General features: G+C 72.8%; 9 protein-coding genes. 4 read left to right on the forward strand and 5 right to left on the reverse strand.

Annotation, left to right across the window (positions count from 1 at the left end; genetic code table 11):
• Window positions 1-81 precede the first annotated feature (81 nt).
• From OG730_RS02055 to OG730_RS02070, 4 genes are all read right to left on the reverse strand, one after another.
• A complete protein-coding gene (locus OG730_RS02055; RefSeq protein ID WP_442814801.1) occupies window positions 82-2,400 on the reverse strand; it encodes a HelD family protein in 2,319 nt (772 codons plus the stop codon).
• A gap of 142 nt (window positions 2,401-2,542) precedes the next feature.
• Window positions 2,543-3,307: a carbonic anhydrase gene (locus tag OG730_RS02060; RefSeq protein WP_327302484.1), complete on the reverse strand. Its 765-nt coding sequence runs from the start codon at window positions 3,305-3,307 to the stop codon at window positions 2,543-2,545.
• Between the two features lie 645 nt (window positions 3,308-3,952).
• A complete protein-coding gene (locus tag OG730_RS02065; protein WP_327302485.1) occupies window positions 3,953-5,413 on the reverse strand; it encodes a DinB/UmuC family translesion DNA polymerase in 1,461 nt (486 codons plus the stop codon).
• Window positions 5,410-8,826, reverse strand: coding sequence for a DNA polymerase III subunit alpha (locus OG730_RS02070; RefSeq protein WP_327302486.1), 3,417 nt, complete (start codon window positions 8,824-8,826; stop codon window positions 5,410-5,412). Before OG730_RS02070 ends, OG730_RS02065 begins: the two co-directional genes overlap by 4 nt.
• A gap of 233 nt (window positions 8,827-9,059) precedes the next feature.
• On the opposite strand from OG730_RS02070, the gene OG730_RS02075 reads away from it, so the two are divergent.
• Both OG730_RS02075 and OG730_RS02080 read left to right on the forward strand, forming a co-directional pair.
• Entirely contained in the window at window positions 9,060-9,557 is a 498-nt protein-coding gene (locus tag OG730_RS02075; RefSeq protein ID WP_327302487.1) for a hypothetical protein, read from the forward strand.
• 60 nt (window positions 9,558-9,617) lie between these two features.
• Window positions 9,618-10,475 (forward strand): hypothetical protein, encoded by an 858-nt coding sequence (locus OG730_RS02080; protein WP_327302488.1) that lies wholly within the window; start codon window positions 9,618-9,620, stop codon window positions 10,473-10,475.
• A 49-nt stretch (window positions 10,476-10,524) separates the two neighbouring features.
• Here the strand turns inward: OG730_RS02080 and rox are convergent, their stop codons facing one another.
• Window positions 10,525-12,021 (reverse strand): rifampin monooxygenase, encoded by a 1,497-nt coding sequence (gene rox, locus OG730_RS02085; RefSeq protein WP_327302489.1) that lies wholly within the window; start codon window positions 12,019-12,021, stop codon window positions 10,525-10,527.
• A 190-nt stretch (window positions 12,022-12,211) separates the two neighbouring features.
• Here rox and OG730_RS02090 point away from each other — a divergent pair, with 190 nt between their 5' ends.
• Window positions 12,212-12,772 (forward strand): DinB family protein, encoded by a 561-nt coding sequence (locus tag OG730_RS02090; RefSeq protein WP_389432354.1) that lies wholly within the window; start codon window positions 12,212-12,214, stop codon window positions 12,770-12,772.
• Window positions 12,773-12,931: 159 nt separating this feature from the next.
• Window positions 12,932-13,654: a hypothetical protein gene (locus OG730_RS02095; RefSeq protein WP_327302491.1), complete on the forward strand. Its 723-nt coding sequence runs from the start codon at window positions 12,932-12,934 to the stop codon at window positions 13,652-13,654.
• Window positions 13,655-13,706 lie beyond the last annotated feature (52 nt).

Raw genomic sequence — 13,706 nt, forward strand, 5'->3', positions numbered from 1 at the left:
GGGTGGCCGGGCGAGTTCCTCCCGTAGGGCTCGCCCCGGGCCCCTGGCGCGGCCGGCCCTCCGACCCCCGGCCCGCACCGGCTACGGCTGTTCGTCCAGCCCCTCCGGCAGCCGGCCGGTGTGCAGCACCCCCAGGTTCTGGGTCGCGCGCGTCAGGGCGACGTAGAGATCGCTGGGCTCGTGGTCCGCGGGTTCCACGACGATCACGGTGTCGAACTCCAGGCCCTTGGCCTGCCGCGGAGCGAGCAGGACCACGGGGTGGGTGAGGTCGGGCTCCTCCCCCGCCCGGACGCCGGGCAGTGCGGCCGCCAGGGCCTCGTGAAGCGGGCGCGGGGCGATGACCGCCAGGCGGCCCCCGGCCGGCGCGCCCTCCCGTACCGCGTCGGCGACCGCCGCGGCCAGGTCGTCGGTCCGTGCCACCCAGGGGCGGCGCCCCGTGGAGCGGACCGAGCGCGGCGGCTCGAAGCCGGGGTGGCGGGCCCGGAGCACGGCTGCCGCCAGCTCCATGATCTCGGCGGGCGTACGGTAGTTGACGGCGAGGCGCACCAGCTCCCAGCGGTCTTCCACGTAGGGCGCCAGGATCTGCTGCCAGGAACCGCAGCCGGCCTCGTCGCCCGTCTGGGCCGGGTCGCCCACCAGCGTCATGGAACGGGTCGGGCAGCGCCTCATGAGCAGGCGCCAGGCCATGGCGGACAGTTCCTGCGCCTCGTCCACGATCACGTGCCCGAAGGCCCAGGTGCGGTCGGCGGCGGCCCGTTCGGCGGCGCTGCGGTGGTCGGCCTCCTCCTGCCGCTCGGCCATCCGCTCGGCGTCGATGATGTCGTGGGCCGCGAGGAACTCGTTCTCCATGTCCTCGAACTCGTAGGAGTCCGAGCCGGCCGACAGGTCCAGGACGCCCTGCGCGTACGCGACGCGTTCGAGGCGCTCGCGCTCCTCGGCGGCGCGCCGCGCGGTGTCGTCCACTCCGAGCAGTTCGGCGGCCTCGTCGAGCAGCGGGACGTCGGCCGGGGTCCAGTCCGCGTCGCCCGTCGTCGTGCGCCGGATCAGCTCGGCGTCCCGGTCGGGGAGGTAGGTGGGCTCGGCGAGGTAGTCGGAGATCAGCTGCCGGGGGGTGAGCGGGGGCCACAGCGTGTCGATGGCGGCGTGCACCTCGGCGCTGGTCGCGATCTCCTTGCCCAGTTGGGCGATGTCGTCGGGGCCCAGCAGGTTGGGGCCGCCGTAGGGGTCGGCGCCGAGCCGGTCGGCGAGCTGTTCGGTGAGCGCGTCGATGATCCGGAAGGCGAAGTAGGGGCGGGCGAGGTTGTGCGGCAGTCCGGTGGCGCGGGCCCGGTCCCGGGCCTCGTGGGCCATGGTCCGGTCAAGCAGCAGCGTCCCGTAGTCGTCGTGGTCGATCACCAGGGCCGGTTCGGGGACCACGTCGGCGTCCTCGCCGCTGCCCGCGGGCACGGTGTCCGGCAGGGCCTGGCGGTCGCTCACGACGTGGGCGAGGATCCCCGCCATCTCGGCGCGCCCCTTGACGGCGGCGGCGCCGGGGCGGTCGGCGGCGCTCGCGCGCACTCCGGGGAACAGTTCGCCCGGGGTGGCGAGCAGGACCCCGGTCTCGCCGAGGGCCGGGAGGACCTCGCCGATGTAGCCGAGGAAGGCCGGGTTCGGCCCGACGATCAGTACGCCGCGCTTGGCGAGCAGCTCGCGGTGCGCGTAGAGCAGGTAGGCGGCCCGGTGCAGGGCCACGGCGGTCTTTCCGGTGCCCGGGCCGCCCTCGACCACCAGGACGCCGCGGTGGGTGGAGCGGATGATGCGGTCCTGCTCGGCCTGGATGGTCCGCACGATGTCGTGCATCCGGCCGGTCCGGGCCGCGTCGAGCGCGGAGAGCAGCACCGCGTCCGCGTCGGCCCCCTCGTGGCCGGTGCGCTCCGTGTCGGCGAGGTCGAGGATCTCGTCGTGCAGGGCCGTGACCTCGCGGCCCCGGGTGGTGATGTGGCGGCGCCTGCGCAGCCCCATGGGGGAATATCCGGTCGCGAGATAGAACGGGCGTGCGACATCCGCCCGCCAATCGAGTACGAGAGGGGTGCGTTCCCGGTCGTCCTGCCTGATTCCGATGCGGCCGATGTGGTGGTCCGAACCGTCGGAGAACTCCAGCCTGCCGAAACACAGGCCGCTTTCGCCGGAGTTCAGAGCGGAAAGCAGACCGGACTGTTCAGCGACCACGATGTCCCGCTCCAGCCTCGCCTGGAACCCGCTGCCGGCCTCGCCGAGTGCGCCCCGCACGGCACGATCGGCCTGCTCCCGCAGGTCATCGAGGCGTACGTAGAGAGCCGTGATGAATTGCTGTTCATTCCGGAATTCTTCGGTCGGCTCGGTCGGCTCACTCGACTCGGGTGACTCGGTTGACAATTCCACTCCTGACGCGGTACGGTGTCCTCATAAGCTTCTTCACTTTTCGACTCAGCCTCGATGTGAAACATCAAATATACGCAGACAAACACCCCGGCCGTCAATCGGTCCGGGGTGTTTTTGCGTAGTGCCGATAGAGCGGCGGTATTCACTCCGTGCGCAGCATGCGGACCCTCTGGTCGACCAGGTCGTAGCGTGCGACGGCCACGGCGAGCCGGCCAGTGGCTATCCTGCGGGCCAGGTCCGGCTCCGCCGCCAGCAGGTCCCGGGTCCGGCGCGCGTGGGCGTCGATGGTGGCGGCGACCCGGGCCTCGCCGTGCTGACCGCGGTCGATGGACGGCCGGATCCGGTCGGCCAGGTACTGGATGTGGGCGGGCAGCTCGGCACCCGTCTCGTCGGCGTGCACCGCGGCGCCGACGGCCCCGCAGGACTGGTGGGCGAGGACCAGGATCAGGGGGACGTCGAGCTCCAGGACCCCGTACGCGATGCTGCCGAGCACCGCCTCGTCCAGCACCTCGCCCGCCGCGCGTACCGTCAGCAGATCCCCGAGCCCCTGGTCGAAGACGAGCTCCGGCGGCACCCGGGAGTCGACGCAGCCCAGTACGATCGCGAAGGGGTGCTGCTCCCGCGTCACTTGGAGCCGTACGGAGCGCGACTCGTGTGGATGCTGCTGGCGGTACGCAGCCCAGCGCCGGTTGCCGGCCGCCAGGCGGCGCAGCGCCTCCTCCGGGGTCCGCGGACGCGCCCCGTCCAGGAGTTCGGCGGAGGCCTCGGAGGCGGAGGCGGGGAAGACGGAGCCGAGCCCGATGACGGAGCCGGCGGAGCCGACGACCGCGGTTCCGGCCAGGGCGGTGCGCAGGAGGACTCGGCGGCTGGGCGAACCAGTGGAATGCGTCTGTGTGTTCGAGGACATTAGGGGACGCTAACCCCGCACCGGCGCGCCCGGACCCCCTCCGGACGGAAATGGCGGGTTCCCCCCGGAGCCCGGCTCGAACGGGACGAGCGAGTTGTAGGGAACGCCCGTTGACCGCCGGGCCGGCCGACAGTTGCTCCAAAAGCGGTCACCATGCTGCCGGAATGACCGCACCGCCGCCCCCTCCGCTGACCCTGGAAGCCGCCCGGGACCTTCAGAACATGCGCCGCGCCGAGATCGGGCCGGGCCTCGGCGAGCGGGAACTCGACGCGGTCGAGAGGCGCTTCGGGTTCACCTTCTCCGCCGACCACAGGGTCTTCCTCTCCGCCGGGCTTCCGCACGGGTCCCGGAGCTGGCCCGACTGGCGCAGCGGCGACCCCGAGGACCTGGCCGGGCGGCTCTCCCGACCGGTGGAGGGCGTCCTCTTCGACGTGGAGCACAACGGCTTCTGGCACCCCGCCTGGAGTCCGAAGCCCACGGGGACGTCCGAGGCCCTGCGGATCGCACGGACCGAGCTGGCGACCGTCCCGCAGCTGGTCCCCGCTACAGCCGCCGTTACCTGCCCGGCACGGCGGGCGAACACGGCCACCCCGTCCTGTCCGTCCAGCAGACCGACGTCATCTTCTACGGGAACGACCTCGCCGACTACGTCCGCCGCGAGTTCACCGGCCGGGCGAGCGGCCTTCCCGCCCACTCGACCGTCGGCTTCTGGTCGTACTTCGGAGAACGCCGATGCGCTCTTCGACCGGGTACTGGCCGAGCTGGGGCTGACGGAGGGCCTTCCCGCCGATGACACCGACCTGCCCTGGGAGGCGGCACGCTGGGAACTCGTGCGCTGGTGGCTCCGACTGATCGTGAACGGGAGTCTCGCCCCCCGGGACCGGCGGTGACCCGATCACCCACGAGGGCTGGGGCGCTCTGGCCCGGCCCCGGTCGCTCCGCCCGCTGGCCGACACGGTCGACGCGTACAACGACTGGGAGGCGGTCCGGCGCGGCGCCCGCGGGCAACTGGACGGAGCCATCGTCGCGGAGGCCGAGCGCCTGCTCGCCGGCCCCTGGCCACCGCCGGCCTGATAAGGCCCGCCACGGCGCCGGCCTCGGGGGCAGGAGCGAGGCCGGGTGTACGGCGCCCGCGCCGAAGCGCAGGCCGACCCGGTCGATGACCGGCTCCAGGGCGCGGGCGTTCTCCGTGGGCCGGTCGAAGGTCAGTTGTTCGGCGGCGCCGGCCGAGCCGGTCAGCTCGCCGACCCGGGCGGACACCGCCCTCACCCGCGCCCGTTGCAGCCCGAGCGCGGAGAACAATCCGTACAGCGTCTGCTGGAGGGAGGGAGTGTGGGCGGTGGGTTCGGGCAGGGTGCGCGAGCGTGTGGTGCTCGACCGGTCGGCGTAGGTGACCTGCAGCTCGACCGTCCGGGCGACCTGTCCGGCGATCCGTAGCCGGGCTCCGAGATCCGTGGCGGCGCCGAGCAGGGCGCGGCGGATCTCGGCCGGGTCGAGGACGTCCCGGTCGAAGCGCCGGGCGCTGGCGATGGTGGCGGGAGGTCCGGCCGGGGTGACGGTGCGGCGGTCGATCCCCCGGGCCCGCTCGTGCAGGAGGCGGCCGGCGGAGGCGCCGGCGATCCGCTGCACCGTGGACAGCGGGAGCGCGGCCAGGTCGCCGATCGTCTCGACCCCGTACCGGAGCAGCGAGCGCTCCAGGACGGACCCGACCCCGGGCAGTGCCCGCACCCGGCAGCCGTGCAGGAACCGCTCCTGTTCGGCCGGATCGTCGGGCAGCACCCGGACGGTGCCGGGCGGGGCGGTGTCGGCGGCGAGGGTCGCCAGGATCCGGTTCGGGCCGATCCCGCCCGTGCTGACCAGCCCGTACCGGGCCGCGAGCCGCGTCTGGAGCCGGTCCGCGAGCTGAGCCGGGGACTGCCCGAAATAGCGCGTGGCACCGGCCAGATCCAGCAGCGCGCCGTCCGGTGGGAGCGCCTGGACGACGGGGGTGATGTCGCCGAGCACCGTGAACAGTTCGCGGTAGATCTCGAAGCCGACGCGGTGGAAGCGCAGGTGGACGGTGGTCACCCTGGTACCGGTACTCGTGCTCGTACTCGTGCTGGTCATCCGGCGCTCCCCTGACTGGCGTGCCACAGCCGCCCGGCACCGCCGCCGCCCGGCCCGCCGGGAGCCGGCCGGGCCGGCGAAACGGCGTCGCCGTCGGAGTGCGGGGGCTCGCCGGCGAGCAGCGTGCGGACGGCGGCGGGACCGCCGTCGCGGTGGGCGTCGGCGATGTCCTGGAGGTTCCAGGCGTGGGTGCCGATGACGGAGACGGACTTGCCGCGACGGGAGACGGTGCCGCGCGCGAGCAGCAGGAAGTGGTGGAACAACGGGTGGGCGGCCTGCTCGTGGGTGTCGTCGAAGAAGGTGAGGTCGATCTGACCGGCCGGGCTGCCGTCGTCCAGGGAGACGAAGATGGTGCGCCGTCCGGAGCGCATGGGCGGGGTCTGGATGGCGACCTTCGCGCCGGCCACCAAGACGGTTCCGCCGGACGGCTGGTCCTTCAGCCGGTGGGAGGGGGTGACACCGAGCTCGGCCAGCAGCGGGTGCATCGGTTCCATCAGGTGCCGGGAGGCGTCCATGCCGATGACTTCCAGCTCGGCGTCCAGTTCCTCGCCCGGCGTCATCACCGGCAGACCGCTCGGCCCGGGGTACGGGCCCGCGGCGGCCGGGGTCAGGGTGAGCTGACCGGCGCCCGCGGAGGTCCGCCGGTGGCGGTGGAGCTCCTCGATCTGCAGGAGCAGGTCGCGGCGGCCGGTTCCGGGGGCGAGGGTGGCGAAGGCGCCGATCCGCGCGAGGCGATCGGCCACCGGGTGGGCGGGCCGGGAGCGGGCCCAGAAGTCGGCGAGGTCCGTGTACGGACGGCCCGCTTCGATCCGGGCCGCCTGCTCCTCGGTGATGCCGCGGACGTCGGCCAGCGACACCCGCAGGCCCAGCCTGCCGTCCGGGAGGCGTTCGGTGCGGTAGCTGGTGGCGGAGTACTGGACGTCGAGCGGCAGGATCGGCACGCCGCGGCGGCGGGCGTCGGACAGCACCAGCCGCTTCGGGTACATGCCGGGGTCGTGCTCCAGCAGCCCGGCGTAGAACGGCGCCGCGTAGTGCGCCTTCAGCCAGGCGGACTGCAGGGTGGGCAGGGCGAACGCGGTCGCGTGCGCCTTCGCGAAGCCGTAGGCGCCCATGTTCTCCAGCATCCGCCACACCCTGTCGATCGCCTCCGGCCGGTAGCCGGCCGCGGTGGCGCGCTCCCGGTACCAGGTCTGGAGGTTCGCCAGGCGCTCCGGCTGGGCCAGGGCGCGGCGCGCTTCCTCGCCCATGGCCAGGTCGCTCCGGGTCATGGTGGCGAACAGGCCCGCCACCTGCTCGTTGTAGATGACCACGCCGTAGGTGGAGCTCAGCCAGCGCTCCAGGTCAGGGTGGGGATAGGTGACGGGCTGCTTGCCGTGCCGGCCGAGGAGGAACGGGCGGATCATGTCCGCCTGGACCGGGCCCGGACGGAACAGCGAGATCTCGGCGACCAGGTCGGAGAAGGTCTCCGGCTGCAGGCGGCCGAGGAGGTCCTTCTGTCCCGGTGATTCCAGCTGGAAGACGCCCAGCGACTCGCCTTCGCGCAGCAGTTCGTAGGCGGCCGGGTCGTCCAGCGGCACCTGAGTGCGGTCGTCCAGGTCGATCCGCTCGCCGGTGGTGCGTTCGATCTCGCGGACCGCGTACGCCATCGAGCTCTGCATCCGCACGCCCAGGACGTCGAGCTTCAGGAGTCCGAGGCCGTCCTTTTCCACGTCTTCCTTGTCGAAGACGGTGGCGGGGAAGCCTTCGGTGGCGGTGGGGACGACGGGGGTGCGCCCCAGCAGGGTGGCGTCGGAGAGGATGACGCCGCAGGGGTGCATCGCGGTACCGCGCGGGAGCGCGTCGAGACCTTCGACGAGGTCCCACAGACGCCCGTAGCGCTCCGCGTGGGCGGCGACCTGCCGCAGTTCCGGGAGTTCGCGCAGCGCGGTGCGGGCCGAGCGGGCGGCGATGTGCGGGAAGGCCTTGGCCAGGCGTCCGACCTCGTCCGGGGGCAGGCCGAGCGCCAGCCCGGCGTCGCGGATCGCCCACCGCACCCGGTAGGTCTCCGGCATGCTGAGGGTGCAGACCCGCTCGGTGCCGAACCGGTCCATGATCCGGCGGTAGACGTCCAGGCGGCGGGCCGATTCCACGTCGATGTCGATGTCGGGCAGGGTGCGGCGGCGCAGGTTGACGAACCGCTCCATCAGCAGCCCGTGCTCCAGCGGGTTGGCGAAGGAGATCCCGAGCAGGTGCACCACCAGGGAGCCGGCGCCGGAACCCCGGGCTTGCACCCGGATGCCCATCTCCCGGATGTCGTCGACGACTTGGGCGACGGTCAGGGCGTACGAGGGCCAGCCGAGCGTGTTCAGCACCCGGAGCTCCTCGTCCAGACGGGTCCGCATGGCGGCGGAGCGGTCGTAGCCGTGGCGGATCATCGCCGCCTCGCACCGTTCGCGCAGGGTCCGGGCGGAGGTGCCGGGGGCCAGGCCGATGACGTGTTCCTCGGGGAAGTGGACCCGGCCGATCCCGAGGTCGGCGTACGGGTCGAGGCGGCACTCGGAGGCGGTGCGGGTGGTAGTGGCCAGCAGGTGTGCGGCCCCGCCGTTCTCCTGCCCGGCCGCCCGGGCGACTTCCTCGGCGAGCTCGCCCATCTCGGTGGCGCTCTTCAGCGACCGCTCGCCGTTGCAGGTGCGGCCGGGCCGGACGGGGGTGAGCAGGCGGGCCGAGTCCAGTACGTCGGCGACCGGCGCCTGGTCCCGGGTCGCGTAGCGGACGGCGTTGGTCAGGACGGCGAGCAGGTCGAGGTCGGCGGCCAGGCCGAGCGTACGGGCGGCCAGCCGGAGCGAGCCGGGCCCCGAGCCGGCGCGGCGGTGGTGCACGGCCTCCAGCCGCAGGTGCTGCCCGAACGCCTCACGCCACGGTGCGAGCAGCTCGGCCGCCCGGTCGGGGCGGCCGTCGGCGAGCGCCCGTACCGGCTCGGAGGCCGGTCCCAGCAGTACGGTCAACCCTTCGGCGTGCCGCTGGACCGCGGGCCAGGGGACGATCGGCTGCCCGCCGCCGGCCTGCTGCCGGGCGGCCCAGGCGGCGGTGATCAGCGCGCACAGGTTGGCCCAGCCGGTGGCATCGCGGGCCAGCAGGGTGACCCGGGGCGCGGAGTCGGCGACGAAGGCACCGCCCCGGGCCGGGGTGCGGCCCTTCGCCGGCGCCGGGCCGGCCGGGCCGAGGAGCGGGACCGCGAGGTCCGCGCCGAACAGCGGCCGGATCCCGGACTTCGCACAGGCCTGCGCGAAACGCACCGCCCCGGACACCGTGTCCCGGTCGGTCAGCGCCAGCTCCCGCAGGCCCTGCTCGGCCGCCCGCTCGGCCAGCCGGCCGGGCAGCGCGGCGCCGTAGCGCACCGAATAGCCGGAGGCGACGTGCAGGTGCGCGAACATCGCTCACCACCTCCAGCTCCTGATCAGCCCCCGATCGTCGACACCCGACTCCCCGTCCGGTCTCTCCAGCGTAGACCGTATTCGATAGTCTGTTCGACACGCACGTCAAGGCATTACGCCAGGTGGAGCAGGCACTACGGACCGTTCCCGCCCGTTCCGCTTCCCGCCGCCGCGGGGAACGCCGTGGGGAACGCCCTGGGAAACGCCCTGGGGACGTACGGCAGAATCCGGCTGTGACGTCCACGGGGGTACTGACCGGGCTGGAAGCCGGCATGGCGGAGCTGTCGACGCCGACGCGGGTGTACGTGGCGGCCGGGCGGTTCACCGAGCCGGACCCCGACCTGCCGGAGCTGGCCGCCCGGATCCGCACGCTGCTCGCCGGGGTCGCGGCGGACGAGGCCTGGCGACGCTTCCTGCCCGGGTACGCCCCGCCGTCCGTTCCCGAGATCCGCGCCGCCCTGGAGCCGGTCGAAACGCACGGGGCCGCCGCGTTCCTGGCCGGGGTCGCGGCCGTCGACCTGCTCTGGCCGGATCACCTGCACCTGCCCGTCGAGGCCGCCGCGCGCGCGGCGGAGCGGGTGGTGTCCCTGCTCGGACCGGAGGCCAGTTGGTGGACCAACCACGACGCCGGGTGCGGCGCCGTGAACAGGCTCACCCCACTGTTCGACAGCCTGCTCGCGGGAACGGACGGCGAGCACTTCGCGCTGGCCCTGCAGATCGCCGACGACTGAGCGTCCGCGGACCGATCCGGCACCAGCCGGGGAAGATCGGCGCGTGCGTAGAATCCGGCCATGTCGATCACACCTTCCCTACCCATCCTCCACGGCAGGAGAGGAACGGAACTCCGCGTACGCGAGGAGGAGTTGATCCTTCGCCGGGCACCCCACCAGGAACACCGCATCCCCTTCCCGGCGATCGCGCGCGTCCACGCGGAAGGGCGGGCCGTGGAGATCAGGCTCACGGCTCCCGCCGCGACCGCGCCGACCGTCTACCGGGTCGAAGACGTCAGCGAGGCGGCCGCCTCCGCCTTCGCCGAGGCGGTGAACGCCGCGCTCCCGCCGGCCGGCGGCTCCGCCGTGGTCGACGGGTCCACCCTCGTCACGGTCCGCGCCGCCGAGCCCGAGCCGGAGGGCAGGACCCCGAAGGAAGCGTTGTACCGCAAGCTCAAATGGCTCGTGGCGGGTTCGTTCCTCGCGATCATCGCGATGAGCGTGCTCGTCGGGTTCGTCGCGGACCCCGTCAACATCGTCTTCACCGTCCTCTTCGGCGGTGTCGGCTTCACGTTCACGATCGCCGCCTGGCTGCTGGCACCGGAAGGCCTCAGGCCCTGGCGCCTGCCCCGGCACGGCATCACGGTGACGGCAGACCACGCCCGCGACTCCGCGCAGCCGTGGCTCTACCTGTACTCGGACCTGGACGGGAACGTCCGGAGGTACCTCGATTCGAGCGGCCGCCCCAGTGTCGAGGTCAGCTACGACCCGCGCGACCCCGCCAAGGCCGTCCGCGCCGACGGTACGGGGCGGTGGATACCCGGGATCCTCCCCCTGTCCGCGGGCATCCTCGGCCTGCTCCTCCTCGTCGCGTTCTTCGCCACTCCCTTCATGGACCTCGGCCCCACGGGCGAGGAGTACCGGAACCAGTACCGGTAGCGGCCGGCCGCCGGGGAGGGGCGACGCGGCCGCCGGTCGTCGGGCGGGCTCAGGCGGTGGCGGCGCCGAACCACTTCGACAGGTGGGCCTCGAGGTCCCGCTGGTCCTCGCCGACCCATGCGACGTGGCCGTCCGGGCGCAACAGCACGGCGGGCAGGTCCAGTTCCTCACTGGTGTCGACGACGTGATCGATCCGGTCGGCCCACCCGGAGGCGGAGAGCCGGCCGGTCTGGTCGAGCAGGAGTCCGCGGCCGGTGTGCATCAGCGCGTAGAGACGCCCGCCCTTCAGTTCCACGTCCCGCAGCCGGCTGCCGAGCAGTTCGTGGCCCTCGCCGAAGTCGTAGCGGACCCCGACCGCGGTGATCAACCCCGTCACGTACCGGTTCACCTCCTCGAAGTCCATCAGCTTCGAGAACAGCTCCCGCAGCGCGGTGGGACCCGCGTCGCTCCCCATCAGAGCGATCTGTGCGCGGGTGTTGTCCAGTACGGCGGCGCCCACCGGGTGGCGTTCGCAGTGGTAGCTGTCGAGGAGGTCCTGCGGGGCCCAGCCGTTGACCGTGGCCGCGAGCTTCCAGCCGAGGTTGAAGGCGTCCTGCACACCGAGGTTGAGGCCCTGCCCACCGGTCGGCGGGTGGATGTGCGCCGCGTCGCCGGCCAGGAGGACCCGGCCGACCCGGTAGCGCTCGGCCTGCCGGGTCGCGTCACCGAAGCGGGACAGCCAGCGCGGAGAGTGCACACCGAAGTCCGTGCCGCCGAAGGCCCGTAGCTGCTGCTTGAACTCCTCCAGGGTCGGCGCGCTGCGGTCCTCGGACACGCCGTCGGCGGGGACGATGACGCGGCACGATCCGTCCTCGCCCGCGTGGACGCCGAAGCGGAGCTGGGTCTTGTTGACCTCCGCCACGACCGCGGCGATCGTCTCCGGATCCGCGGTCACCTCCATGTGGCCCAACAGGGTCTCGACCGTGGCGGGTTCGCCGGGGAAGCCGACGCCGAGCAGTTTGCGCACCGCGCTGCGGCCGCCGTCGCACCCGACGAGGTAGCGCGAGCGCAGCCGCGTACCGTCCGCCAGCTCGACGGTCACCCCGTCCTCGTCCTGGCTCAGGCCGACGACTTCGCAGCCGCGCCGGATCTCGGTACCGACTTCGAGGGCGTGCTCGCCGAGCAGCCGCTCGGTGACGGGCTGCGCGATGGCGAGGCCGTACGGGTGCGCCGTGTCGAGCCGGTCCGGCCACGGCTTCATGATGCCGCCGAACAGGCCGCCGACCTGGAACTTGTCGCTCGCCGCGAGGAATCGGTCCAGCAGGCCGCGCTGGTCCATCAGCTCCACGCTGCGCGTGTGCAGGCCTTGGCCGCGGGACTCTCCGCTCGGCTCGGTCAGCTTCTCCACCACGACGACGCCGACACCGTGCAGGCGCAACTCGGCGGCCAGCATCAAACCGGTCGGTCCACCGCCGACGACGATCACGTCGGTGGTGTCGGTCGCGTCGGTCGTTTTGGTCACGTCGGTCGCGTCCGTCACGTCGGTCGTGTGGGGTACTTCAGTCATCACGCAGTCACCGTTTCCGCAGGTTTCGCTGTCGGCCAGTGATTCTGCGTCACCACCGGGGTCTTGCCACAAGCCCCCCGGTGCGTTATAAGTTGAGAGTGGCAAGGAGTGAGGAAACCTCCTTGCCATTCTGCGTTCCCGGGGGAAATCAGCTGGCGAGCCGGTTCCCTCGTGCACCAGCATGGAGCGCATGAACGATCAAGGCGAGCGATGGACCCGGTCGACCATCTACCCCGACATGTGGGCGGACCCGGATGACGACCCCCGCAACAGCGGTGCGAACAGCGCGGAGGGCGAGCTCGCGACCCTGCGGGACTTCCTCTCGGACTACCGCCTGACCCTGCGGATGAAGTGCGAGGGCCTGGATCCGGAGCAGCTCGCCCGCCGGTCGGTCCCGCCGTCGACGATGTCGCTGCTCGGTCTGCTGCGGCACCTCGCCGAGGTGGAACGGGACTGGCAGAACTGGATCACCGAGGGCGATCCGCTGCCGAATCTGTACGGCGAGCGCGACGGGGACTTCGACGGAGCCGTCGCCGAGCAGGCCGTGGTCGACGGCGCGTACGCCGATCTGGAGCGCGAGCAGGGGGCGACCGACGCCGCGCTGGCGGAGCATCCGGATCTGGGCGAGCGGCTGGGGAAGGACCGGATCTCGGTGCGGGAGCTGATGGTGCACCGGATCGAGGAGTACGCGCGGCACTGCGGGCACGCCGACCTGCTGCGCGAGTGCGTCGACGGGAGGGTCGGCCAGTGACCGGGGGCGGGGCGATCGGGGGCGGGCCGGTCGGGGACGGGCCGGTCGGGGGCGGGCCGGTCGGGGACGGGCCGGTCCTCCTCCCTTCCCTCTGAGGGGTACGGGCGCAGCCCGTGTGACCATGGCTTCCTTCGTACATCAGCACCTCATGGGGGGACCATGCGCACCCGTACCACCACCGCCTCGGCCGGCCTCGCCGCCCTGCTCGCGGCAGCCCTCGTCCTGACCGGCTGCTCGGCGTCGCCCCGTGGGAGCGAGCCCGGGAAGGGCGCGGGCACCGGTCCTTCGGCGCCGGCGTCCCCCGCGGTGCCGGGCGGCGGCGGGTACGAAGGGCCGCGGCCGCAGGACCAGAACCTGCTGGCCTGGACCGGGGATCCGAACGACGCGGGGCACGTCACCGCCCAGTCCGCGGCCGGGGTCGGCGGACGGGTCACCCTGGTCCGGATGGTGCTGCGCGAGCAGCTCACCTGGTCCAACATCTGGCTGGGGCTGGCCGGCATCGACCCGAACGCCCGGCTGTCGAACTGCTACCTCGGCGTGTACGACGCCCGGGGCACCCTGGTCGCGTCCACCGCCGACATCTCCCCGCAGCTGATGACGGACGCGATAGCCAAGCCGTTCCCCCTCTCCAAGCCGTTCACCGCGGCCCCCGGCACCTACTTCGTCGCCCTGCTCCTCAACGGCGACTGGGCCACGAACGCCCTCACCCTCAAGGCCACGGGCGCCGGGATCTCGGTGAACGCGGGCCTGAACCCGCCGAGTCTGCGCTACAGCACCGTCCTGACCGGTCAGAGCTCGCTCCCGGTCACCGTGAACCTCGCCGAGCAGTCCACCAGCACGATCAACACCGGCTGGGCCAGCCAGTGGTACGCGATCTCCTGAACGGCCGCGAAAGGCCCTTCCCCATGTCTGGTAGGAAAGTTTCCTGTTTGCT

This window comes from Streptomyces sp. NBC_01298 (assembly GCF_035978755.1).
In the GTDB taxonomy this organism is placed as follows: Bacteria; Actinomycetota; Actinomycetes; order Streptomycetales; family Streptomycetaceae; genus Streptomyces.

What these genes read in the sequence shown, in the direction of transcription:
- OG730_RS02065 (WP_327302485.1), bottom strand. Translation starts at nt 5,413, where the DNA reads ATGACCAGCACGAGTACGAGCACGAGTACCGGTACCAGGGTGACCACC.
- OG730_RS02095 (WP_327302491.1), top strand. Translation starts at nt 12,932, where the DNA reads ATGCGCACCCGTACCACCACCGCCTCGGCCGGCCTCGCCGCCCTGCTC.
- OG730_RS02080 (WP_327302488.1), top strand. Translation starts at nt 9,618, where the DNA reads ATGTCGATCACACCTTCCCTACCCATCCTCCACGGCAGGAGAGGAACG.
- OG730_RS02070 (WP_327302486.1), bottom strand. Translation starts at nt 8,826, where the DNA reads ATGTTCGCGCACCTGCACGTCGCCTCCGGCTATTCGGTGCGCTACGGC.
- OG730_RS02090 (WP_389432354.1), top strand. Translation starts at nt 12,212, where the DNA reads ATGAACGATCAAGGCGAGCGATGGACCCGGTCGACCATCTACCCCGAC.
- OG730_RS02060 (WP_327302484.1), bottom strand. Translation starts at nt 3,307, where the DNA reads ATGTCCTCGAACACACAGACGCATTCCACTGGTTCGCCCAGCCGCCGA.
- rox (WP_327302489.1), bottom strand. Translation starts at nt 12,021, where the DNA reads ATGACTGAAGTACCCCACACGACCGACGTGACGGACGCGACCGACGTG.